Origin of the sequence: Nonomuraea fastidiosa, assembly GCF_042751225.1 — a bacterium.
Classification (GTDB): Bacteria; Actinomycetota; Actinomycetes; order Streptosporangiales; family Streptosporangiaceae; genus Nonomuraea; species Nonomuraea fastidiosa.
Window position 1 is genome coordinate 394,122 of record NZ_CP170570.1, and the last position, 23,011, is coordinate 417,132.

Annotated in this window: 23 protein-coding genes; 5 read left to right on the top strand and 18 right to left on the bottom strand. The window is 71.2% G+C overall.

All coding sequences use genetic code 11. The features are described from left to right. Window positions 1-75: 75 nt before the first annotated feature. The 6 genes from ACFMQL_RS01760 to ACFMQL_RS01785 form a co-directional block, all read right to left on the bottom strand. Window positions 76-1,674, bottom strand: a complete 1,599-nt coding sequence (locus tag ACFMQL_RS01760; RefSeq protein WP_378790123.1) for a cation acetate symporter — start codon at window positions 1,672-1,674, stop codon at window positions 76-78. 17 nt (window positions 1,675-1,691) lie between these two features. Continuing rightward, window positions 1,692-2,021 carry a DUF485 domain-containing protein gene (locus ACFMQL_RS01765; protein WP_364066631.1) on the bottom strand — a complete coding sequence of 110 codons (330 nt, stop codon included), beginning with the start codon at window positions 2,019-2,021 and terminating at the stop codon, window positions 1,692-1,694. Between the two features lie 205 nt (window positions 2,022-2,226). Then, window positions 2,227-3,078, bottom strand: coding sequence for a carbohydrate ABC transporter permease (locus tag ACFMQL_RS01770; RefSeq protein ID WP_364066633.1), 852 nt, complete (start codon window positions 3,076-3,078; stop codon window positions 2,227-2,229). Further along, on the bottom strand, window positions 3,075-3,959 hold the full coding sequence (locus tag ACFMQL_RS01775; RefSeq protein ID WP_364066634.1) for a sugar ABC transporter permease: 885 nt from the start codon (window positions 3,957-3,959) through the stop codon (window positions 3,075-3,077). The genes ACFMQL_RS01770 and ACFMQL_RS01775 overlap by 4 nt, the downstream gene beginning before the upstream one ends. Then, window positions 3,956-5,116: a sugar ABC transporter substrate-binding protein gene (locus ACFMQL_RS01780; protein WP_364066636.1), complete on the bottom strand. Its 1,161-nt coding sequence runs from the start codon at window positions 5,114-5,116 to the stop codon at window positions 3,956-3,958. The genes ACFMQL_RS01775 and ACFMQL_RS01780 overlap by 4 nt, the downstream gene beginning before the upstream one ends. 163 nt (window positions 5,117-5,279) lie before the next feature. Next, complete coding sequence (locus ACFMQL_RS01785; protein WP_364066638.1) at window positions 5,280-6,437, bottom strand: PLP-dependent aspartate aminotransferase family protein; 1,158 nt, start codon at window positions 6,435-6,437, stop codon at window positions 5,280-5,282. Window positions 6,438-6,448: 11 nt separating this feature from the next. Between ACFMQL_RS01785 and ACFMQL_RS01790 the strand changes: the two genes are divergently transcribed. From ACFMQL_RS01790 to ACFMQL_RS01800, 3 genes are all read left to right on the top strand, one after another. Next, complete coding sequence (locus ACFMQL_RS01790) at window positions 6,449-7,495, top strand: LacI family DNA-binding transcriptional regulator (protein WP_364066640.1); 1,047 nt, start codon at window positions 6,449-6,451, stop codon at window positions 7,493-7,495. Window positions 7,496-7,563: 68 nt separating this feature from the next. Beyond that, window positions 7,564-8,493 (top strand): hypothetical protein, encoded by a 930-nt coding sequence (locus ACFMQL_RS01795; RefSeq protein WP_378784301.1) that lies wholly within the window; start codon window positions 7,564-7,566, stop codon window positions 8,491-8,493. Beyond that, window positions 8,486-8,614 carry a hypothetical protein gene (locus ACFMQL_RS01800; RefSeq protein WP_364066644.1) on the top strand — a complete coding sequence of 43 codons (129 nt, stop codon included), beginning with the start codon at window positions 8,486-8,488 and terminating at the stop codon, window positions 8,612-8,614. The genes ACFMQL_RS01795 and ACFMQL_RS01800 overlap by 8 nt, the downstream gene beginning before the upstream one ends. On the opposite strand, the gene ACFMQL_RS01805 is transcribed toward ACFMQL_RS01800, so the two are convergent. The 11 genes from ACFMQL_RS01805 to ACFMQL_RS01855 form a co-directional block, all read right to left on the bottom strand. Next, window positions 8,611-10,098, bottom strand: coding sequence for a cation acetate symporter (locus ACFMQL_RS01805; RefSeq protein ID WP_364066646.1), 1,488 nt, complete (start codon window positions 10,096-10,098; stop codon window positions 8,611-8,613). The genes ACFMQL_RS01800 and ACFMQL_RS01805 overlap by 4 nt on opposite strands. 25 nt (window positions 10,099-10,123) lie before the next feature. Next, window positions 10,124-10,597 (bottom strand): hypothetical protein, encoded by a 474-nt coding sequence (locus ACFMQL_RS01810; RefSeq protein ID WP_364066647.1) that lies wholly within the window; start codon window positions 10,595-10,597, stop codon window positions 10,124-10,126. Then, complete coding sequence (locus tag ACFMQL_RS01815; RefSeq protein WP_364066649.1) at window positions 10,594-11,343, bottom strand: LytTR family DNA-binding domain-containing protein; 750 nt, start codon at window positions 11,341-11,343, stop codon at window positions 10,594-10,596. The genes ACFMQL_RS01810 and ACFMQL_RS01815 overlap by 4 nt, the downstream gene beginning before the upstream one ends. A gap of 33 nt (window positions 11,344-11,376) precedes the next feature. Next, a complete protein-coding gene (locus ACFMQL_RS01820; RefSeq protein WP_364066651.1) occupies window positions 11,377-12,558 on the bottom strand; it encodes a histidine kinase in 1,182 nt (393 codons plus the stop codon). A 270-nt stretch (window positions 12,559-12,828) separates the two neighbouring features. Beyond that, a complete protein-coding gene (locus ACFMQL_RS01825) occupies window positions 12,829-13,233 on the bottom strand; it encodes an HIT family protein (RefSeq protein ID WP_364066653.1) in 405 nt (134 codons plus the stop codon). A gap of 21 nt (window positions 13,234-13,254) precedes the next feature. Next, window positions 13,255-13,989: a DUF1838 family protein gene (locus ACFMQL_RS01830; RefSeq protein ID WP_364066654.1), complete on the bottom strand. Its 735-nt coding sequence runs from the start codon at window positions 13,987-13,989 to the stop codon at window positions 13,255-13,257. Window positions 13,990-14,014: 25 nt separating this feature from the next. Further along, window positions 14,015-14,470, bottom strand: a complete 456-nt coding sequence (locus tag ACFMQL_RS01835) for a protease inhibitor I42 family protein (protein WP_364066706.1) — start codon at window positions 14,468-14,470, stop codon at window positions 14,015-14,017. Window positions 14,471-14,534: 64 nt separating this feature from the next. Then, the gene (locus tag ACFMQL_RS01840) at window positions 14,535-15,893 is read right to left on the bottom strand and encodes a DUF3618 domain-containing protein (protein WP_378784303.1); all 1,359 of its coding nucleotides are present in this window, start codon (window positions 15,891-15,893) and stop codon (window positions 14,535-14,537) included. Beyond that, complete coding sequence (locus ACFMQL_RS01845; RefSeq protein WP_364066658.1) at window positions 15,890-16,270, bottom strand: phage holin family protein; 381 nt, start codon at window positions 16,268-16,270, stop codon at window positions 15,890-15,892. Before ACFMQL_RS01845 ends, ACFMQL_RS01840 begins: the two co-directional genes overlap by 4 nt. 61 nt (window positions 16,271-16,331) lie before the next feature. Beyond that, a complete protein-coding gene (locus ACFMQL_RS01850; RefSeq protein ID WP_364066660.1) occupies window positions 16,332-16,517 on the bottom strand; it encodes a hypothetical protein in 186 nt (61 codons plus the stop codon). Window positions 16,518-16,526: 9 nt separating this feature from the next. Beyond that, on the bottom strand, window positions 16,527-17,342 hold the full coding sequence (locus tag ACFMQL_RS01855; RefSeq protein WP_364066662.1) for a methyltransferase domain-containing protein: 816 nt from the start codon (window positions 17,340-17,342) through the stop codon (window positions 16,527-16,529). A 1,298-nt stretch (window positions 17,343-18,640) separates the two neighbouring features. Between ACFMQL_RS01855 and ACFMQL_RS01860 the strand changes: the two genes are divergently transcribed. Together ACFMQL_RS01860 and ACFMQL_RS01865 are read left to right on the top strand one after the other, a co-directional pair. Then, window positions 18,641-21,133, top strand: coding sequence for a DEAD/DEAH box helicase (locus ACFMQL_RS01860; RefSeq protein ID WP_378784305.1), 2,493 nt, complete (start codon window positions 18,641-18,643; stop codon window positions 21,131-21,133). 16 nt (window positions 21,134-21,149) lie between these two features. Then, window positions 21,150-21,950, top strand: a complete 801-nt coding sequence (locus ACFMQL_RS01865) for an SWIM zinc finger family protein (RefSeq protein WP_364066666.1) — start codon at window positions 21,150-21,152, stop codon at window positions 21,948-21,950. A gap of 92 nt (window positions 21,951-22,042) precedes the next feature. On the opposite strand, the gene ACFMQL_RS01870 is transcribed toward ACFMQL_RS01865, so the two are convergent. Next, window positions 22,043-22,981 carry a diacylglycerol kinase family protein gene (locus tag ACFMQL_RS01870; RefSeq protein ID WP_364066668.1) on the bottom strand — a complete coding sequence of 313 codons (939 nt, stop codon included), beginning with the start codon at window positions 22,979-22,981 and terminating at the stop codon, window positions 22,043-22,045. Window positions 22,982-23,011: the final 30 nt, after the last annotated feature.

A 23,011-nucleotide genomic window follows, 5' to 3' on the forward strand; every position in this document is an offset into this window, starting at 1 on the left:
CGGGTGCAGGCGCCCTGGGGCAGGGACGGGCGCCCCTTCTCGGAGGAGGCGGTTGCCGGTGTCAGCCCCCGATCATCAGTGCTGGCTCGCCTTCTCGGCGCCGACGCCGGTCAGCGAGCGGACCTCGATCTCGGCGTACTTGGCGGCGTTGTACTCCTTGCTGAGGACGGTGCCGATCCAGCCGCACAGGAAGCCCAGCGGGATCGAGATGATGCCGGGGTTGCTCAGCGGGAACCAGGCGAAGTCCGCATCCGGCAGCAGCGCCGTCTTGGTGCCGGAGACCACCGGCGAGAAGATCACCAGCAGCAGGGCGGAGACGAGACCGCCGTAGATGGCCGAGACCGCGCCCGCGGTGTTGAACCTCTTCCAGAACAGGCTGTAGAGGATCGCGGGCAGGTTGCCCGAAGCCGCCACCGCGAACGCCAGCGCCACCAGGAAGGCCACGTTCTGGCCCTGGGCGAGGATGCCGAGGCCGATCGCGATCGCGCCGATGATCAGGGCGGAGACGCGGGCCACCACGACCTCCTGCCGCTCGGTCACCTGGCCGCGCTTGAAGACGTGCGCGTACAGGTCGTGGGCGAAGCTGGAGGAGGAGGCGAGCGTCAGGCCGGCCACCACGGCGAGGATCGTCGCGAAGGCGACGGCGCCGATCAGCGCCAGCAGGATCGTGCCGCCGACGGTGCCGAAGATCTCCTCACCGATGCGTTGTGCCAGCATGGGCGCCGCCGTATTGCCCGCCGCGTCGCCCGCCGCGATGTCCTCCTTGCCGACCAGGGCCGCCGCGCCGAAGCCGAGGACCAGGGTGAGCAGGTAGAAGACGCCGATGATGGCGATGCCCCAGAGCACCGACTTGCGGGCGTCCCTGGCGGTGGGCACGGTGTAGAAGCGGATGAGGATGTGCGGCAGGCCCGCCGTGCCGAGCACGAGCGCGAGGCCCAGGCTGATGAGGTCGATCTTGCCGGCCAGGCCCTGCGCCTCGGTGCCGTACTTCAGGCCGGGGATCAGGAAGCTCTCCGGGTTGCCCTCCGGGCCGCTGGTGGCGGCGGCCTGGCCGAGCAGCGCCGAGAGGTTGAAGCCGAACTTGCCGAGCACCAGCAGCGTCACCAGCGCGGCGCCGCCCATGAGCAGCACGGCCTTGACGATCTGCACCCAGGTGGTGCCCTTCATGCCGCCGAAGACGACGTACACGATCATCAGGGCGCCGACGCCGACGATCGTCCACGCCTTGCCCGCCTCGCCGGTGATGCCGAGCAGCAGGCCGACCAGCGCGCCCGCGCCGACCATCTGGGCCAGCAGGTAGAAGATGCTGACGACGATGGTCGAGACGCCCGCCGCCGTGCGGACCGGCCTGGGGCTCATCCTGAAGGCCAGGACGTCGGCCATGGTGAACTTGCCGGAGTTCCGCATCAGCTCGGCCACCAGCAGCAGCGCCACCAGCCAGGCGACGAGGAAGCCGATCGAGTAGAGGAAGCCGTCGTAGCCGGACAGGGCGATGATGCCGGCGATGCCGAGGAACGAGGCGGCCGACATGTAGTCGCCGCCGATCGCCAGGCCGTTCTGCACGCCGCTGAACGACCGGCCGCCCGCGTAGTAGTCGGCGGCCGTCTTGGTCTGGCGGCTCGCCCAGACCGTGATCGCCAGGGTGGCGGCCACGAAGGTGAGGAAGAGGATCATCCCCAGAGTCGTCGAGCTCACTTGGACTTCGCCTCCACCTCGTGACGCAGCTTGTCGGCGATCGGGTCGAGCTTCTTCTCCGCGTGCCTGGAGTAGGCCCAGGCGATGAGGAAGGTCGAGACGAACTGGAGCAACCCGAAGATCAGCCCGACATTGATCTCTCCGAGCACCTTGATGCCCATGAAGCCGCGCGCCCAGCCCGACAGCACCACATACAGCAGGTACCAGACGAGGAACGCCACGGTCATGGGGAACGTCCAGCGGCGGAAGCGCCGCTTCAGGTCCTGGAACTCACTGCTCTCCTGCACTTGTTCATAGACCGATGCGTCATGTTCTTGTGTCGTCACGAGACCTCCACTGTGATGCGGATCACGCCCAACGTAAGAGCGCAACCTACCCGTCGTGGAGGGCCGCCGGTGGGTTGTTCGGCGAGCCGCTGGCTCACCGCGCTTAGTTGGGGGTGGCTTGCGGTGAAAGGTCTTTCTCGCGCGATGAGCGGTCGATAGAACCGTTCATCGCCCTATCTCACCCTCTTCCTCACCCTCCTCGCCGTCACCCCTTCACCGCGCCTGCCGTCAGCCCCTCGACGATGTAGCGGCGGACGGCGGCGAACAGCACGAGCGTCGGCAGCACCGAGACGACGGTGGCCGCCGCCATCGAGCCCCAGTCGATGTCGTACTGGGTGATGAAGGAGTTCATGGCGACCGGGATCGTCTTGGCGTCCTCGCTGTCGATGAACGTGATCGCCAGGAACAGCTCGTTCCAGCACTGCACGAACGCGAAGATGAAGGTCGCCGCGATGCCCGGCAGCATGACCGGGATCACCACCCGCACCATCGCGGCGAGCCGGGAGGCGCCGTCCACCTGCGCGGCCTCCTCCAGCGCCACCGGCACCCGCTCGTAGAAGCCGCGCATGATGATCGTCGAGAACGGCACCAGCATGGCGACGTACACCAGCATCAGCCCGGCCAGCCTGTTGAGCAGGTCGAGGTCGGACATCAGCAGGTAGAGCGGCCCCAGCGCGATGAACAGCGGGATCATCTGGGTGACCAGGAACGCCAGCATCAGCGCGCCGCGCCCGGGGAAGGCGAAGCGCGCCAGCGTGTAGCCGCCGAGCACCCCGATCGCCGTCACCACCCCGGCCGAGACCAGCGACACGAGCAGCGAGTTGAGCAGGTAGGTGCCGAAGTCGGCGAATGAGAACAGCTCCTCGTAGTGCTCGAAGGTCACCTTCGACGGCCAGTAGCGCAGCGGGACCGTGAAGATCTCCGGCTGCGGCTTGAGCGAGGTGACGACGATCCAGTACAGCGGGAAGACCGTGATCAGCAGCCAGGCCGCCAGGACGACGGCCTTGGCGGCGGTGGCCAGGCGCCGCAGCGGCGCGCGCGATGTCTCGGCCGTCATCGTGCCTTCTCGAATCTCGTGGCGTTGAGGTAGAAGACGCTGAAGGCCAGCAGCAGCCCCAGCACGAGCAGGCCGACCGCGCCCGCCCTGCCGTAGTCGCCGCCGATGACCTGCTGGATGAGGAACGTGGTGACGATGTCCGTGCTGCCGGCCGGGCCGCCGCCGGTCATCGCGTAGATCAGGTCGGGGAAGTTGAGTATCCAGATGATCCGCAGCAGCACGATCAGCGCCAGGGTGGGCCTGATGTGGGGCAGCGTCACGTGCCAGAACCGCCGCCACCGTGAGGCGCCGTCCACGGCCGCCGCCTCGTACAGCTCGCCGGGCACCGACTGCAGCGCGGCCATGATCATGATGGCGAAGAACGTGACGCCGTACCAGATGTTGGCCACGATCACCGACGTCATCGCCCAGCCCGGCGTGGCCAGGAAGCCGATGCGCTCGTCGATGATCCCCGCCTTGAGCAGCAGGTCGTTGATCACGCCGAACTGGCCGTTGAACAGCCACCGCCACAGCAGCCCGATGAGGAACCCCGACATCGCCCACGGGAAGAACACCCACGCCTGGTACAGCCCGCGTCCCCGGAAGTGCCTGCGCAGCAGCAGCGCCAGCCCGAAGCCGAGGAAGAACTGGAAGAACAGCGAGACCGCCACCCAGGTGCCGGTGTTGCGCAGCGCCGTCCAGAAGCGCTCCTCCGCCAGCACCGCGCGGAAGTTCTCCAGGCCGGTGAACGGGGTCGAGGTCAGGTCGAACAGGGAGTAGCGCTGGAACGCGATGACCGCGCCGCGGATCATCGGGTAGTAGGTGAACAGCGCGACGAAGACCACGCCCGGCAGCAGGCACAGCGCGATGAAGCGGGCGCGCCGGACGGTGAACGTCCTCAAGAGACCTTCTTGGCCTGGTCGGTCCAGAACGCGTCCCACGCCTTCAGGACCTCGGCCGTGCTCTTCTTGCCGGTGATCAGGGCCTGGACGTCACGGTCGGAGTCCACGAGGAACCGGCTCCAGCCCGGGTAGTCCACCGGCCTGATCGTGATCACTTGTTTCGGGTCCTGCTGCGCCTCCAGGTACGCCTTCCACGCGCCTTGCGAGAACTGCGGGTCGTTCTGGGCCTGCTTCGAGATCGGGATGAGCGAGTTGCCCTTGGCGAAGGCGATGCTCTGCTCGGCCTCCGACAGGTACTGCACCAGCTTGACCGCCTCCTCCGGGTGCTCGCTGAAGGAGGTGACGCCCCAGCCGGCGTAGCCGACGGGCTGGAAGGCGTACCCGGTGGGGCCCTTGGGGATGGGGGCGGTGGCCCAGTTGGTCAGGCCGCTCTCCTCGACCGTCTTGATGACCTCCGGGTCCTGGATGAGCATGCCGGTGACGCCCGAGGTGAAGCCCTGCACCATCTCGGGGAAGCCCCAGGCCACGGAGTCGGGCGGCGACGCCTCCCGGTAGATCTTGACGAACAGGTCGAGCGCCTGCGCCGCCTCCGGCGTCGAGAAGATCGTCCGCTTGTCCTTGAGGAAGAACGACTTCTCGGGGTCGAGCGCCTCGCCGTTGTACGCGCTGATCATCATGACCGCGTAGTCGGCGCCGCCCTTGCCGCCGCGGAAGGAGTAGCCGTACCGGTCGCCGGTGGTCTGCTTCCTGGCCTCCTCGTACAGCTCCTGCCAGGTGGCGGGCGGGCGGGTCATGCCGCGGTCGGTGCGGTAGAACAGCGTGCGCTGGTAGAAGCCGTACGGGATGAGGTACGCCTTGCCGCCCACCTCGACCGCCTTCTTCCTGGCCAGCTCGGTCAGGTCGGACCAGCCCTCCCACTCGGTCGTCGGCAGTTCGGCCAGCCAGCCGTTGTTGGAGAAGGACTTGGCCGTGTGGTCGCGCACCTCCAGCACGTCCAGGTCCTTCTTGGTCTGCAGGATCTGGGTGATCTTCTGGTCGGCGCTGTCGAGGGGCGGGGAGACCAGCTCGACGGTGACACCGGGATTCTCCTGCTCGAAGCCCTCGATGAGGGACTTGATGAGCTTCGTACGTTGGGGACTGGTCAGACTCTCGATCATCCGCAGCCGCACGCCTCCCTCGGCTCCCCCGGACTGGGATCCGGAGGAGCCACATCCCGCGAGGACGAGTGTGACGGCGGCTGCGGCGGCTAGGAGGGGACTTCTCATGACGAGCCTCCCGCGAGGGACAGACAGCGCTGTCAATCACATGCTGTCCTTCACGTTAGGCGGACACGCCCTCCAGCGCCAGACCGAGATCCTTGATGAGGGTGTCGGCCGGTTCGAGGCCGACGGAGAGGCGGACGAGGCCGACGGGGATGCCCATGGTCCGGCGGACGCTCTCCTCGGTGGTCAGCGCGGGCGCGTTCACCAGGCTCTCGAACCCGCCCCAGGACACCCCGATCCGGAAGTGCCGCAGCTTGTCGAGGAAGGCTCCGACCTCCGCGCGCGACTCCGTGTTCAGCACGAGGCTGAACACGCTGGAGAAGCCCGACATCTGCCGCAGCGCGATCGCGTGCCCGGGATGCGACGGCAGGCCGGGATGGTTCACCTCACGCACCGCGGGATGGCCTTCCAGGAACGACGCCACCGCGAGCCCGCGCTCCTGGTGCGCCGCCATCCGCACCGGCAGCGTGCGCAGCCCCTTGATCACCTTGGCCGCGTCGTGCGGCGACATCGCGGCGCCGTAGAGCTGGTACTCCTGCAGCGCCAGCGGCCTGATCAGCCGGGACGGCCCCACCACGACGCCGCCCACGAGGTCGCTGTGCCCGCCGATGTACTTCGACAGCGAGTGCACGACGAGGTCCACGCCCATCGTGAGCGGCTTCTGGAACAGCGGGGTGGACCAGGTGTTGTCCATCACGGTCACCAGCCCGCGCTCGCGCGCCCACGCCGTGACCTCCGCGATGTCCACGACGCGGTAGGCCATGTAGGACGGCGACTCGAAGTACAGTAGGCGGGTGCTGGCTCTGATAGCGCTATCACCCGCCCCGAGGTCGTCGACGTGCGTATGCGACACCCCGAACTTCTCGAGATAGCGCAGAAACTGGGTGGTGGGCCCATAGACCGCGCCGAGCACCAGCACGTGATCGCCCGCCGACACCAGCGAGGAGATGGTCGCCGAGATCGCGCCCATGCCGGAGCCGAAGCACTTCGCGCGCTCTCCCCGCTCCAGCGCCGCCAGCTTACGCTGGGCGAGATCCACCGTCGGGTTGGTCCCCCGCCAGTAGACGTAGCGCTCGTCCTCGTTCCTGACGGCCTCGCCGAGCTCTTCGGCCGTCTCGAACGTGAACAGGGAGTTCTCGAAGACCGGCGGGTTGACCGCGCCCAGCACCCAAGGCTCGTCCTCACCCAACCGGCTACAGATCCATTCGTCATCCATGGGGGCACACTATGACAGCGCGCGAGCAGGGCGACCTGGTGGCTCCGGCCGGCGAGGCTCGCGCGGCGGTCACCCGCAAGCCCACCATGGCCGACGTCGCCAGGCACGCGGGCGTGAGCCTCAAGACCGTCTCCCGGGTCGTCAACCAGGAGCCGCACGTGCGGGCCTCGCTGCAGCAGCGGGTGCAGGCGGCGATCGACGCGCTCGGCTACCGCCGCAACGAGGCCGCCGCCCGGCTCGCCAGGGGCGCGTCCATGCTGACGCTCGGGCTCGTCATGGAGAACATCTCCAACGAGTTCTACGGCCGCCTGGCCGCCGCCGTGGAGGCCGCTGCGGCCGAGCACGAGGCGCTCGTCGTGTTCGGCTCGTACGAGGAGAGCGCCGACAAGGAGCGCATGCTCATCGAGTCGATGTACGCCCGGGGCGTCGACTCGCTCATCGTCGTGCCCTCCCCCGCCGACCACGGCTGGCTGGCCCGGCACCCCGGTCTCACCACGGTGTTCGTCGACCGGGTGCCGCCCGGCCTGGTCACCGCCGACGCGGTGCTGCTCGACGACGTGCGCGGCGGCCAGGTCGCCACCGAGCACCTGCTGGCCCACGGGCACCGCAGGATCGCGCTGATCTCCGACGACGAGGGCATCAGCTCCGTGCGCGACCGGGCGGCCGGCTACCGTGCGGCGCTGGCCGCCGCCGCGATCCCCGCCGACGAGCGGCTGGTCGTGCACGCGGTGTACGACCCGGCCCGCGTGGCGGGCGAGGTGGGCAGGCTGCTCGACCTCGACGAACCGCCCACGGCCTTCTTCGCCACCAACAACCGCGCCGCGATCGGCATCCTGCAGGCGCTGCGCGAGCGTCCCGAGCGGCCCGCGTACGTCGGGTTCGACGATTTCGCGCTGGCCGGCGTGTTCAACCCGGGCGTCACCGTCGTGCGTTACGACACCGCGCGGCTGGCCAGGGCCGCCGTGGACCTGCTGCTGAACCCGTCACGCACGGCGCGCAGGGTGAAGGTGCCCGTCGAGCTGGTGGCCCGCGGCTCCGGCGAGCTGCCGCCGCGCTGAGTCCAAAAGCTGGTCACGTCTCCACAAGACCGCGAACGCCGCCCGGCTGAGCGGGTAGCTCACACGGGATGACGGCTCAAGGGAGCGGACCGGCGTCCGACGGCGCCGAGGCGGCCAGGGTGAACACCGACCCGGACGTCTACCTCGACGTGCCCGAGGTCAAGGTGGACGAGATCACGCTCGACGTGCAGGACCTGCGGGCCAGGGTGTCGCTCCAGGCCGAGGTGCTCGACCTGCTCAAGCTGAACGTCGGCGCGGACGTCTTCCTCGGCAGCGTCAACCTCACGATCAAGGGGGTGGAGGCGCAGGCGCTGCTGAAGGTCCGGCTGGACAACGTGGCCCGCATCATCGATCGGGTGCTGCAGACCATCGACACCAACCCGCAGCTCCTCGAACACCTCACCAGGGGCGTCGGGCGCGCGGTCGAGGACCTCGGCACCGGCGCAGGCCACGCGGTCCGCGACGTCGGTGCGGGCGCGGGCGGCGCGGTCCGCGACGTGGGCGCGGGCGCGGCCGGTGCCGTGCGCGATCTCGGTGCGGGCGCGGGCGGCGCCGTACGGGACGTGGGCGCCGGTGCGGGCCACGCGGTGCGCGACGTGGGCGCCGGTGCCGGAGGCGCCGTACGAGACGTCGGGGCGGGCGCGGGCGGCGCCGTCCGTGACGTGGGCACGGGAGCCGGAGGGGCCGTGCGCGAGGTCGGCACCGGGGCCGGCGGCGCGGTCGGCGACGTGGGAACCGGCGCCGGAGGCGCCGTACGCGAGGTGGGCGCGAGCGCCGGCGACACCGTACGCGACGCGACGGGCGTCGTACGCGAGGTCGCACCACCCGCGATCCCTGGCAACGAGGAGGAGAGGCAGGATGCCGAAGCCGCAACACCCGACGAACCCCGACGTGGAGATCAGCGCGAAGGCGAAGGCGAAGGAGCTGCGCCACCACCGCAAACCCAAGGTGGTGGTCCGCGCGATGGTCGAGCCGGATGGCGAGTGCTTTTTGGGTAGCGACCGGACGAACCTGCCCGACGAGGTCGAGCCCGGCGTCACGTACCGCGACGTCAGCATCGACTTCCGCGTGGCCGCCGCGCTCACCGACCCGCAGGACGGAGAGAAGCGGCGGGGCTAGGACGAGCGGGGCCGCCAGTCGCCGCGGTCGAGGTCGAGGTTCTCCGGCGTGTGCAGCCGTACCATCGTCCGCGCCACCCCGGCGGGCACGCGGTGCGGCGTGAGGAACGACACCGCGATCATCACGGTGAACGCGATGGGCACCGTCCAGGCCGCCGGCTGGGCGAGCAGCGCGCCCGCCAGACCGCTCTGCGGCCCGCCGACGATGGTGATGAGGACCGCGCCGCAGGCCAGCCCGCCGCCCACGAGCAACCCGGCGAGCGCACCGATCGTGGACAGCCTCCGCCACCAGATGCCGAGCACGAGCAGCGGGCAGAACGACGAGGCGGCCACCGCGAAGGCCAGCCCCACCACGTCCGCCACCGGCAGCGCCCGCGCCCACAGCGCCAGGGCCAGCGGCACCGCGACCGCCATCAGCGTGGCCTCCCTGAACGAGCGCACGCCGCCCTTGAGCAGGTCCTGGGCGATGACGCCCGCCACGGACACGGTCAGCCCCGACGAGGTGGACAGGAAGGCGGCGAACGCCCCCGCGGTGACCAGCGCGGTCAGCAGGTCGCCGAGCGTGCCGCCGATCATCCGGCTGGGCAGGGTGAGCACGACCGTGTCGGTGCGCACGAGGTCGGGCGCGTACAGGCGGCCGAGCCAGCCGTACACGGCGGGCAGCAGGTAGAACGCGCCGAGCAGGGAGAGCACGACCAGCGTCGTGCGGCGGGCGGCCCGGCCGTCGGGGTTGGTGTAGAAGCGCACGAGCACGTGCGGCAGCCCCATGGTGCCCAGGAAGGTCGCGAGGATCAGCGAGTACGTCGAGTACAGCCCGTACTCCTTGCCGCCGACGAGCGGCACCTGCCAGGTGGCCTGGTCGGCGGGGCTGAGCCCGGGAGCGCCGTCGCCGTGCCAGGCGATCAGCAGGAACACCAGCGGCACGGCCAGCGCGGTCAGCTTGAGCCAGTACTGGAACGCCTGCACGAACGTGATCGACCGCATGCCGCCCGACAGCACGTTGACCGCGACGACCACGGCGACGAGCAGGCCGCCCACCCAGACGGGCGCGCCGGTGATCGTGCGCAGCACCAGCCCGGCGCTCTGGAACTGCGGCATGAGGTAGAGCCAGCCGATGAGCACGACGAGCACGCTCGCGGTGCGGCGCACGGTCATCGACTCAAGGCGCGCCTCGGCGAAGTCGGGCAGCGTGTACGCCCCCGACCGCCGCAGCGGCGCGGACACCAGCACGAGCAGCACAAGGTAGCCGCCGGTCCAGCCGACCGGCAGCCACAGCATGTCCACGCCGAAGGACAGGATCAGCCCGGCGACGCCCAGGAAGGAGGCCGCCGACAGGTACTCGCCGCCGATGGCGGAGGCGTTCCACAGGGGGCTGACCGTGCGGGACGCGACGTAGAAGTCGGACGTCGTACGGGAGAACCTGATCCCGAAGGCTCCGATGAGCACGGCCGCCACCATGACGACCAGCACCGCTGTCAGGCTCATGCGATCCGCCCGCCCGCCCGCGCCTTCACCGGCGTTCGACCAGTTCGGCGAAGTGGCGTTCGTTGCGCTCCGCCTGGCGGACGTAGAGCCAGGCACCGGTGACGAAGGCCGGGTAGATCAGCCCGGCGAGCACCGCCCACGGGAGCGGCACCCCCAGCAGGTGCACCTCGCGCAGCTCGGGGATGAGCAGGAACAGCAGCGGCAGCCCGCCGACGACGCAGGCGAGCACCGTGCAGACGAACATGGCCAGCCGGAACTGGGTGCGCAGCAGCGAGTGCATGTAGACCTCGCCGAGCCGGGTCTGCTCGTCGATCTCGCGGGTGGCGGGGTAGCGCGGGCGGCGGGCGGCGGCCGTACGGGGGCTGGTGACGGCGACGCGGCGCGGCACGTCGGCGCCCCTGCGGCCGTCCGGCGCGCGCCGGGAGCCGTCGGCGGAGCGGCGCGTCCCGTCGGTGCGGGGCAGCGGCGAGCGCCGGCCCTGACGCGGCTCGGGGCTCATTCGTGCCTGCCTTTCCTGGCCCGCCGCACGAGCAGGTCGCGCAGCTCCCGGGTGTGCCGGCGGCTGACCGGCAGCTCGGTGTCCCCGACGCGTACGGTGCACTTGCCCGAGTCGATGTGCAGCTCCTTGATGTGCTTGACGGCGACCAGGTGGCTGCGGTGCACGCGGACGAACCCGGCCGACGACCAGCGCTCCTCCAGCGTGGCGAGCGGGATGCGCACCAGGTGGCTGCCCAAGGCGGTGTGCAGGCGGGCGTAGTCGCCGTGCGCCTCCACGTAGATGACGTCGGCGCTGGAGACGAACCGGGTCACCCCGCCCAGCTCGACCGGGATCGTGTCGCTCTCGCCGCCCTCTGCGGGCACGTCGGCCGAGACCGCCACCCGCCTGATCGCCTCGGCCAGCCGCTCGGGCCGCACCGGTTTGAGCAGATAATCCTCCGCTTTGATCTCGAACGCGTCCACCGCGTGCTCCTCGTACGCGGTCACGAACACCACCCTGGGCGGGTTGGCGAACTGCGACAGCAGCCGTCCGAGCACCACGCCGTCGAGGCCGCGCATCCTGATGTCGAGGAACACGGCGTCGATCGGTCTTCCTTCGGCGATGGCACGGTCGAGCAGGCGCAGCGCGGCCGCGCCGTCCCTCGCGGTGACCACCTCCCCGATCCTGGGGTCTGCGCGCAGCAGATACGACAGGTCTTCCAGAGCGGGCAGCTCGTCGTCGACCGCGAGTACCCGGAGTTGTGCCATAGACAGTGATGAAACCGACATCGAAGATCGAGGTCAACGGGCGGAGACACCTGGGTGATATTTCGGCAATCGGATGTTGACTTTGGTGCCGGCGCCCTTGGCGGTCTCGACCACGAGCCCGTACTCGTCGCCGTAGACCTGTCGCAGCCGCTCGTCCACGTTGGCCAGCCCGACGCCGCCCGCCGGGGCGATCTCACCCGCGAGGATGCGGCGCAGCCGCTCGGGGTCCATGCCGAGCCCGTCGTCCTCGACGCTGATGCGGCACTCCGCTCCCGCGTCCTCGGCGATGATCGTGATGCGGCCGACGCCGTTCTTGCTCTCAAGACCGTGGCGTACGGCGTTCTCGACCAGCGGCTGCAGGCACAGGAACGGCACCGCGACCGGCAGCACCTCCGGCGCGATGCGCAGCGTCACCTGAAGCTGGTCGCCGAACCTGGCCCGCTCCAGGATCAGGTAGCGGTCGATCGAGCGCAGCTCCTCGGCCAGCGTGGTGAACTCGCCGTGCCGCCGGAAGGAATAGCGGGTGAAGTCGGCGAACTCCAGCAGCAGCTCCCTGGCCCGCTCGGGGTCGGTGCGCACGAACGAGGCGATCGTGGTGAGCGAGTTGTAGATGAAGTGGGGCGAGATCTGCGCGCGCAGCGCCCGCACCTCGGCCTCCATGAGCAGCGTGCGCGAGCGGTCCAGCTCGGCCAGCTCAAGCTGCGAGTCCACCCAGCCGGCCACCTCCTGGGCGGCTCTGACCAGCCCGGCCGAGGCGTTCTGCCCGTAGGCGGCGAGCGTGCCCACCACCCGGTCGTCGGTGGTCAGCGGCACCACCACGGCGTGCCTGATGGGGCATTCGAGCAGGTCGCAGTCGATGGTGAGCACCTGGGTGCGGCCGTCTTTGAGCGTGGCCGCCGCGTGCTCGAACGCCTGGCCGGCGTGGTGGTCGTCGCCCTCGCCGTCGTAGACGAGCAGGCGTTCGCCGTCGGTGATGGCCAGGGCGGCCGAGCCGAGCAGCTTGCGCAGGTGGCGGGAGGCGCGCTCGGCGCCGTCGGCGGTCAGCCCGGCCCGCAGCGGCGGCCCCGCCATGGAGGCGGTGTGCAGGGTCTCGAACGTCGCCCGCTCGGCCGGGCTGGTGCCCAGCTCCCTGCGCCCGCGCATGACCCGCCACAGCACGACGCCGGGCACGCCGACGAGCACCGCGACGACGGCCGAGCCGACGAGGTACTCCACGCGGCCTGAGCCTAGCTCACAGCGGCCGCGCAGCCGAGTGCGCGCGAGCCCCCGGCCGCGCTTTCCGCACGCCCCGCTCGCGTCTTCGACGCACCCCCGGCGCTTTCGGCGCGGTCCCCTCAGCGCTACGGGCGCGGATCCCTCGGCGCTTCCAGCGCAGTCCCCTCAGCACTGCGGGCGCGGTCTCACGGCGCTTTCAGCGCAGTCCCCTGAGCGCTCGCGGACGCGGTCCCTCGGCGCTTTCAGCGCAGGGGTGTTTCCGGAGGGGGCTCAGAGGGCTTTGGCGATGCGGGCGGCGTAGGAGGCGGCCTCGTCGGCGGACTCGTACGTGGTGCGCGGCCAGAAGAAGCCGCGCAGCCCGTCCTTCCTGTGGCGCGGCACCACGTGCACGTGCAGGTGGGGGACGCTCTGGCTGATCCGGTTGTTCATCGCCACGAACGTGCCACCGGCCTCCAGGCCCTCCTCGACAGCCCGCGCCACGGCCTTGACCCGCTCGAAGAACGGCCCGACGTCATCGAGGTCGGTGAGCGTCTCGACGTGGACGCGCGGCACCACCAGCACGTGTCCCTTGAAGACCGGCCGGATGTCGAGGAAGGCCAGCGCCACGTCGTCGGAGCTCACCATGTGGGCGCTTCGCTCACCGGCGATGATCTCGCAGAACAGGTCAGTGCTCACGCGCCGACCCTACCGCTCCACCTACCGCTCACCCGTGCCTGCGCCCTGGCCGCCTCTCGCGCGGCGTGCGAAGGCCGTCCAGCTCGTCATGTTGGGCTCCGACCAGCGCTCCGGCGCGTGCAGGAAGTGCTCGCCGATCCGCTCGCGCAGCCGTACGGGGACCTCCGGCACCTTCGCGCCCCGGCAGTGGTAGACGAGCCCGCCACCGCGCTGCCCCATCGCCATCCACGGCAGCCACGGCGAGACCCGGCACCACGAGAACACGCACGGCACGTCCGGCACGCCCGAGTCCAGGTCGGCCGCCGCGACGAAGAACTGGAACAGCTCCAGCGCCCGGTAGGTGTCGCTCGCCGAGTTCTCCGGATATTCGGCCACCTTGAGCGGCGATGGGTAGGCGAGCCGGACGTCCACGTTGTAGACGACCTGCCCGCCGAGCCGCGTCTCCGGCACCGGGTGGCCGCCGAGGCGCTGGTTGACCGGGTCGTTGAAGACGTGCTGGACCTCGACGTCGCGCCCGGTGAGCGGGTTGTGCCAGGTGTCGAGGACCCGCCGGTCGCGGGGGTCGAGGTAGAGCGCCGCCTCACGGGCGAGCAGCCGCCACCCGTCGCCGGTCTCGACGGCTCTGGCGACGTTCACGCCCTCGAAGCCGAACAGGTGGTGCGGGCCGTCGTCGTCCTGCCAGCCGTAGACGTCGCCGGTCCAGTACGAGATCGTCTCCGCGCCGTCGGAGGACGCGCGGACCCGGATGAAGTCCATGCCGCGCAGCCTACGGGCGGCTCGGCTAGCGGGGAATGCCGGTGGACGGCCGCTCGCGCACGGTCACCGTGAAGACCGCCTCGCCTGACTGCTGCCTGCTCTCCTCGGTGGCGGGCGTCCTGTCCTGCCCGCAGCGCCAGCAGTCGCGCAGCCTGATCTCGGTCGTGCCGGGGTGCTTGCCGTTGAAGACGAAGTACGCGGTGCCGCTCGATCCGGGCTCGTCGCCCTCGCTCTCGTGCTCCTCGCTGATGAACGAGGCCACCTTCGTGTCGGGCAGCTCCACCAGGTCCCAGTCGTCGCCCACCGAGCGGTTCTCCGGCACGGCCAGCGAGAACCGCTGCCCCGGCGTCACCTCCACCTGGACGCTCGTGCCCTTGCCGCCCTTGGCGACCTTCCCGTAGTCGGTCACCCACTCCCCGGCGCCGCACCCGGACACGGCGAGCAGCGGGACGAGCAGGGCGGCGGCCACCGTTCCACGCATCACCCTGGAAGGCTACCCGCCGGGACCCTGCGTCCCGCCGCAGGCCCTGCGGCTTCTGCCGCCTTTATGGAAGCCTGATGACGATCCGGATCCGGTCCCGGTGCCGCCCGACCTCGACCAGGCGACGCCGGGCCATGGGCCGCCTCGTCCTCGTCAGGAACGACATCGACCGGCCGCGCGCCGTCCGGCTCGGCTTCACCCGGCGCGCCACGGACTCGCTCAGCGCCGTCCGGGCCGGCATCACCCGGCGCGCCACCGACTCGCTCAGCGCCGTACGCTCCGACAGCGACCGGCCCGGCATCGACCGGGTCGCCATCGCCTGGCGCAGCGCGCTCCGGTAGGGCTCGATCCCGCGCTCCATCGACCGGCGCGGCTCCGTCCGGCGCAGGAGTGTCCGGCCCATGAGGGACCGGCTCGGGAGCGTCCGGCCCATGAGGGACCGACGCGTGAAAGTCCGGCTCGCGAGGGTCCCGCGCGGCGGCGTCCGGCTCGGCAGGGCCCGGCCGAGTACGGCCTGGCCGAACGGGGTCCTGCGCGGCGGCATCCGACCGGTCATGGACAGGTGGAACACCGTCCGGCCCAGAGTCGTCCGGCGCGCGGGCATCGACCGCTGCCGCATCATCTGGCGCAGCGCGAACACGCTGGCCGCGCCCGCCGCCACCATCACCACCAGCAGCGCGGGCCGCCTCCTGGCACCGGCCGCCGCGTCCTTGACGTGCTCGGGCACCCCTTCACGGGCCTTGATCGCCACGTCGGCCATGTGCGACGCCCTTCCCTTGACGACTCCAGCAGCGCCCGCGGCGCGTTCCCTAGCGACCTCGGCGGCATGCTCGGCGCGTTCCCTCGCGACCTCGGCGGCATGCTCGGCACGCTCCCTGGCCACCTCTCTCGCATGCCCTGCCCGGTTCCTGGCGCGGGCCCTGGCTCTGCCGGCCGCGTGCCCGGCCCAGTTTTTGACGTTGGCCTTGGCCATCAGCGCCCCGACCGTCGCGCCCAGCTCCCGCCGGGTCTCCTCGATCTCACGGCGCAGGTCGTCCTCCGTCATCGGAGGCGAACGCCGCCCGGACGCCTCGCGTTCAGTTGTCCTTCCGTGGCCGTCCCCGCGTACCGGGACCGCCTCACCCTGGGTGCTCATCCGGCTGGACGTACGCCGCTCCCTCCCGCCGCGGGATCCCCGCAGCGACTTCTCCTCGGTGCGCGAGTGCTCGGCGGCGTCCTCGCGCTCGTCCCGCACGGGGGACTCAGGAATGAACGTCTCGTGGCCCTCGCGTGCCAGCTCGGCCTCGTGCGCGTTCTCGGCGGCCCCGGGCCGGGTCTGGGGGACGTTCATGGACTCGCGGTCGGTCGGCTCGCCCACGGTCGCTCTGCGGGCGCCGACGTAACCGGCATGGTGATCGCTGAATCCGGGGTCGGTCTCGCTCATCGCCGTGCACTCTCCTTGACCATGTCGATGTCGGCCTTGACGCTGGCGATGGTCTGCCTGGGGACGGGCGGCTGAGCCCGCTTGACCTCCTTCTTGCCCGCGAGCCCGAGCACCGCCGCGACGATGAACAGCGCCACCGCCACGATGGCGGCGGCGGCCCAGCCGGGCAGTACGAGAGCGAGCAGCATGATGACGGCGGCCACAAGGGCGCCACCGCCGAAGAACGCGGTGATCCCCGCCGCGCCGAACATCCCGGCGCCGAGACCCGCTCGCTTGCCTTTGGCGGTCAGCTCCATCTTGGCGAGGCGGAGCTCATCCCTCACGAGCCTGGAGACCTGCTCGGAGAGGTCGGTGACCAGCTTGTGGGTGTCGTTCACGACGTTCGCCTCCTCCGCTGAGGAAGGCGACTACCCAGACAGGTGGTCTTCTATCGCGGATCTATCGCTTGGTGGCGGCCTTGAGCAGGAAGCCCAGAACGGACACCACCGGATCCTTGCCCGGCCCGTCGGCCTTGTCGGCCTTGCACCAGTTGTCGGGCTGCTTCGGCCTGCTCCACGGGGAGGGCAGCTCGCACGAGGGAGCCTGCGGCTTGGGCCGCTCACACCACGATCCGGGAGTGTTCATATCTTCAGCCTACTCCCCTGCGTTCGCCGCGTTCCTGGAAAATCCACCGCCTCGGTGCCGGCTGCTCGCGGCGATGAAGTGGGTCAGCGGGGCGACGCTCCGGTACGGGTCGGTCCTGCCCGCCCGCTCCTCGGCCGCCAGCAGGCCGTCGAGGTCGTCGGGCACGGGGGCCGTGTCGGGTGCGGTGTCGGTGAACACGCGTACGCCGTACCACTGCCGTACCTCCAGCCCCACATCGGCGAGCCGCCGGGTCAGCTCCTCCCGCCGGTCGGCCCTGGCCGCGACGCCGAGCCGGTTGACGTAGCCGGTCTCCTCGAACGCGCGCAGCGCCTCCGGCCAGTCGCCCAGCAGGCCCGGCCGCATGGCCAGCGCGTCGCCGTTGCGTACGAGCAGCGACAGCAGCCCGCCCGGCGCGAGCAGGCGGGCCAGGGAGGCGAGCAGCGGGTCCGGGTCGTCCAGGTACATCAGCACGCCGTGGCAGAGCACCACATCGAAGCTCCCCGGCTCGAACAGCGCGTCCAGCCGCTCCGCCCGGTCGTGCACGGTCCTGACGTGCATGCCCGGCTGGATCCCCGCCTCCAGGACGCCGAGCAGCTCGCCCGACGCGTCGAGCGCCGTCACGAGATGGCCCCGTGCGGCCAGCCTCAGCGCCTGCGTCCCCTGGCCCGCGCCAACGTCGAGCACCCGGCAGGGTCGTCCGGGCAGGTGCACAGCCAGCTGACGGGTGACGAGCTCCTGGCGTACGACGTCCCGCAACGAGCCCAGCCGCTCACGCCACGCGCCCTCCGCCCCGGCGAACCCCATCCCCGCACTCCTCGTCTTCATCACCACACCCCCTCCTATGCCCCCACTCCAGACGAACTGCCCCTTTTCCGCCCATCCCGGCTTGCCGACACCGATCCGCCGCCACGCGGCCGGCGTCAGCCGACCGGCCCGGAGACGGGGTGACGGCCGACCGATGTCCTCACAGGGGGTGAGGTGGCGGCGGCCCGGCGACGGTAGGCGGCGTCGCGCCGGGCGACGACGTCACGCCAGGGACGACGTCACGCCAGAGGACGTCGTGCCCGGGGACGGCGTGCCCGGGGATGGCGTCCCGCCAGAGGACGTCGCGCCAGGGGACGGCGTCGCGCCGGCCAACTCGGCTGGGCGGCCGCACGTCACTTCGGCCTGCTCGGCTGGGCGGCGCCGGCCCGGCGACCGGCCGATGCCGACACACAGGCGGCGGTAGGCAGTGGTGGCCGACAGTGACGCGCCGACACCGGTACCGACGCAAACAGCCGTCAGATGCCCTCGGCGCGGACGACACCCAGCTCCGATGTGAACGGACCGGCCGGCTCCGGCGCGAGCGCTCATGAGACGGCGCCGCCCCACAGCGGGCCGATGCCGACACGCGGCGGCGGTGGAATGGTGGCGGCCCGGTGGTGGGGCGGCGGCAGCTCGGCGGTAGGCGAAGGCCAGCACACGGGCAGTAGCAGCTCAACGGTGAGCGAAGGCCGGCACACGCACGGCGGCAGCTCAGCGGCGAGCGAAGGCCGGCACGCGGGCGGTGGCGGCTCGGCGGTGAGCAGGGGCGAGTCGGGGTGGGTGGGCGTGATTGTGGCTTGGGCTTGGCATGTGGGGAGGTAGCCTGCCGAGGTGCTGGTACACGGGGTCTGGGCGGGTGACGGGCTCGCGTTCTGGGCGGAGAGCGCCGACACGGCCGGTGCCTCGCCTTCGCGTACCACCGCCGCTCCTCGTCCCCATCCGCACGCTGTCCCGGCCTCCGCGCTCGCCGCGTCTCTCCGCGACGCGGCCGGGCAGGACGGCGCGCCGAGCGACGTGCGCGAGCTGACCCTGTTGTTGCCGGGATCGGCCAAGGAGCCGCTGCCGTCGCCGGAGACCGGGCGGCTGGTGGAGGTCTCACGGCCCAGGTTGCGGCCCTGGCTCGTGCCCGTCGTCGTCCCCGCTCCCGCCGACGCCCTTCGGGTGCTGGAGGTGCGGACGGAGACCGCCACCCTGCGCCACTGGGCCGCCGTCGCCGGCTTCGCCCGCGACCTCGTACGCAGGGGACGCGTCATCCCGCAGCTGGTCCGCACCGCTCCCCCTGACATCCCGGCCTCGCAGCAGGCCGGCCGGGACATGCCGTGTGGCGGCCGGTGCTCACCGGGGCCGACGCCGCGTACTTTCGTGAGCTGGCTCTGGCCATGCCGCCCGCGTGCCGCACCTCCGATGCCGAGCGGCCGTCGGCGCAGGTGCAGGCCGAGGCGCTGGAGGCGTTCACCGACGCGATCGTCCGCCGTGCGCTCACCGCTCCCCTCCGCAGCAGCGGGCGAGACACCCCGTCCGATCGCTGGCTGGCCGCGCTGACCGGGCCCGACCCGGCCTGTCCTGACGTTCCTGAGCTGCGGGCCGAGCTGGAGCGCTGGTACGCGGCCGTCACGGCGGCCGAGGGCGCCACCCGCGTGTGTTTCCGCCTCCTCGAGCCCACAGCCGAGCCCAGCGCCGAGCCACACGACCAGTGGCGGGTGGAGCTGGCCTTGCAGGCGGCCGACGACCCCAGCCTCTACGTCCCGGCCGCCACCGTCTGGGGCGGCGTGACGGGGCTGCCCGGGCACCCCGAACGCGACCTGCTGGCCGGGCTCGGGCGGGCGGTGCGGCTCTATCCGGAGCTGGAGCGGGCGCTGCGGGTGCCGGAGCCGAGCGAGCTGACGCTGGACACGGCGGGTGCGTTCGCCTTCCTGCGGCAGGCGGCGCCGCTGTTGCAGGCGGCCGGGTTCGGGGTGCAGCTGCCGCGCTGGGCGGGCCGTACGCGGCTGGGCCTGAAGATGACGACCAGGACGAAGAAGCAGTCGGCGGCGACCAGCCAAGGGTTCGGGATGGCGGACCTGGTGGACTTCCGGGTGGACCTGGCGGTCGGCGGTCAGACGATCAGCGAGGAGGAGCTGGCCGAGCTGGCCAGGCTGAAGGTGCCGCTGGTGCGGATGCGCGGCCAGTGGGTGGAGCTGGACGACCGGCAGCTCAAGGCTGCGCTGCGGGCGCTGGAGGGCAGCCGTACGGGCGAGGCGAGCGCCGCCGACCTGCTGCGCAGGATCGTGCAGGGCGACGACGAGGAGCTGCCGCTGCTCGAGGTGGACGCCGACGGGGTGCTCGGCGATCTGCTGTCGGGGCAGGCGGAGCGGCGGCTGGCACCGCTTGCCACGCCGGCGGGCCTGGACGCGACGCTGCGGCCGTACCAGGAGCGCGGGCTCGCCTGGCTGAACTTCCTGTCGGAGCTGGGGCTCGGCGGGGTGCTGGCCGACGACATGGGGCTGGGCAAGACGATCACCACGCTGGCGCTGCTGGTCCACGAACGCGCCGCCGCCGCAGGACCGGACGTGGAGCCGACGCTGCTCGTCTGCCCGATGTCGCTGATCGGCAACTGGCAGCGGGAGGCGGCCAGGTTCGCGCCGGCCCTGCGCGTGTACGTGCACCACGGCAGCGCCCGCGACGCCGCCGGGATCGGCCGGGCCGACCTGGTGATCACCACGTACGGCACCGCCTACCGCGACCTGGCGACGCTGAAGGAGCATCGGTGGCGGCGGGTGGTGTGCGACGAGGCCCAGGCGATCAAGAACAGCGGCACGCTGCAGGCCAGGGCCGTCCGTTCGATCCCGGCGGCGTCCAGGATCGCGCTGACGGGCACGCCGGTGGAGAACCACCTGGCGGAGCTCTGGTCGATCATGGAGTTCGCGAACCCGGGCCTGCTGGGGCCGCGCGCCCGGTTCAGGACGCGGTTCCAGGAGCCGATCGAGGCCCGCCAGGACGAGCAGGCGGCGCGGGCGCTCAGGAGGGCGACGGGGCCGTTCATCCTGCGCCGGCTGAAGACCGACAAGTCGATCATCACGGACCTGCCGGAGAAGCTGGAGGTCAAGGAGTGGTGCGCGCTCACCACCGAGCAGGCCACGCTCTACCAGGCGGTCGTGGACGACATGCTGGGCAAGATCGACGACAGTGAGGGCATCGAGCGGCGCGGCCTGGTGCTGTCGGCGATGGCGAAGCTGAAGCAGGTCTGCAACCATCCGGCGCATCTGCTCAAGGACGGCTCCCACCTGTCCGGCAGATCCGGAAAACTCACCCGGTTGGAACAGTTGTCAGAAGAAATTCTGGAAGAGGGGGAAAAGGCGCTGCTGTTCACCCAGTACGCCGAGTTCGGCACCCTCCTCCAGCCCTACCTCGCCCAGCGCCTCGGCCGCCCGGTGCTGTTCCTGCACGGCGGCCTGCCGAAGAAGACCCGCGACCGCATGGTGGACAGGTTCCAGAACGACCCGGAGCCCGCGCTGTTCGTGCTGTCGCTCAAGGCCGCCGGCGTCGGGCTCAACCTGACGGCCGCGAGCCACGTCATCCACGTGGACCGCTGGTGGAACCCGGCGGTCGAGGATCAGGCGACCGACCGCGCGTTCCGCATCGGCCAGCGCAAGAACGTCCAGGTGCGCAAGCTCATCTGCGCGGGCACCCTGGAGGAGCGCGTGGACGAGATGATCGAGCGCAAGAAGGCGCTGGCCGAGCGGGTGGTCGGCACCGGCGAGGACTGGCTGACCGACCTGTCCACGGAGGAGCTGCGCGAGGTGTTCCGGCTCAGCGCCGAGGGGGTGGGCTGAGGCCATGGCGGGCCCCATGGACGGACGCCGTCACCGGCGCGACTGGTACGACAGCGCAGGCCCGATCGCGGTCGAGGGCGGCATCAAGGCCCGCTCCCGGCGCGGCAGCATCGGCTCCACCTGGTGGTCGCGCCGCTTCATCGACATCCTGGAGCGCATCTGCGACAAGGGCAGGCTCTCGCGCGGCCGGTCCTACGCCCGCAAGGGCCAGGTGCTCGCGATCGACCTGGCGGCGGGCGAGGTGCGGGCGTCGGTGCAGGGCTCGCGGCCCCGGCCGTACGAGGTCGTGATCAGGATCGAGGCGTACGACGAGGAGCGCTGGAGCGCCATCGAGGAGGGCATCGCCGCCCAGGCCGTGCACCGGGCGCGGCTGCTGGCCGGTGAGATGCCGCCGGAGATCGAGGAGCTGTTCGCCTCGATGGGCATCGACCTGTTCCCGCGCGATCTCGACATGGAGTGCTCGTGCCCCGACTGGGGGTTCCCGTGCAAGCACCTGTCGGCGGTGCTCTACCTGCTGGCCGAGTCGTTCGACGACGATCCGTTCCTGGTGCTGGCCTGGCGGGGGCGGACGCGCGAGCGGCTGCTGGGCTCGCTGGCGGCCGAGCCGGCGGCGGGCGGGGTGCCCGAGGTGGCGGACGTGCCGTTCGCCGAGCGGCTCGCCGACTTCTACGCCCCGGGTGCCACGGCGCACCGGCCGGAACGCCGCCCGGTGACGGTCACGCCCGACCTGCTGGCGCGGCTCTTCCCGCCGCCCGCCGAGGTGGCGGGCCCGCTCATGGAGGCGTACCGGAGGCTGGGGAACGCAGAGCCCTCGTGACGGAACGCGATCTCTCGTTTACCGTGGGTACATCGGTCAGTCACGTGGAAAGGGCGAAGGCTATGGGTTTCTCCTGGGCGTGAGCCGCTGACTCAGCGGTCCTCGAATTCCGCCGGCACCATCACGCGCACTCCGTTCGGGACCACGCGCAGCCTGATCGGGGTGCGCAGCCGCACCTCGCCGTCGACGTCGGCCGCCATCGGCGGATCGGTCTCCAGCAGCATCTCCCTGCCGATGACGAAAGGACCGCCCGCCAGGCTGCGCCAGCGGCCGGTGGTCGCCCTGATCAGGGTCTCGCCCAGCAGCCGCAGCTTCTTGCCCGAGCCGAGCTGGTACGCCACCAGCATGCCGTTGTCGATGCTGATGTCCTTGGCCACCTGCCAGCCGCCGTGGAAGCGGCCGTTGGCGATGTTGAGCTGGTGGGTCAGCAGCTCGTGACGCTGCCCCTCGACCGTGATGTACGCGCGGAACGGCCGGTGCCCCGGCAGGATGGTCAGCGCGGTGAGCGGGTAGGCGGGCCTGCCGAGTATGCGCTTGAGCCACGGCTTGACCTTGCCGGCCACCTCGACCGACACCCCGAAGCTGGCGAGGTTGGCGAACGGCCGGTCGTCGGCCAGGCCGAGGTCGATGTCGGCGACCTTGCCGGTCTCGAACACCTTGATCGCGCCGGCGAGGTCGAGCGGCAGGCCGAGGCTGCGCGCGAAGTTGTTGGTGGTGCCGAGCGGCAGCACGCCGAGCGCCACGTCGCGGTGGGCGACGTGGCGCACGGCGGATGACAGGGTGCCGTCGCCGCCGCCGACGATCAGCAGGTCGGGCTCGGTGGCGAGGGCGGTGTCGAGGAGTTCGCGCAGCCGCTTGGGGTTGTAGACCGACAGCTCCGCCAGCGGCTCGAACCCGAGGTTGTGGATCTGCTCGATCACCTCGAAGTAGTGGCGTCGGCCACGGCGCGAGCGGGTGTTCACCACCACCGCCACCCGGCGATCCCTGCGGATAGCCGCGGTGTGCTCGTCTTTGCTGCGCAATTCGGCCATGGTCATCAATGGTAGGGGGCCGCCGGACGC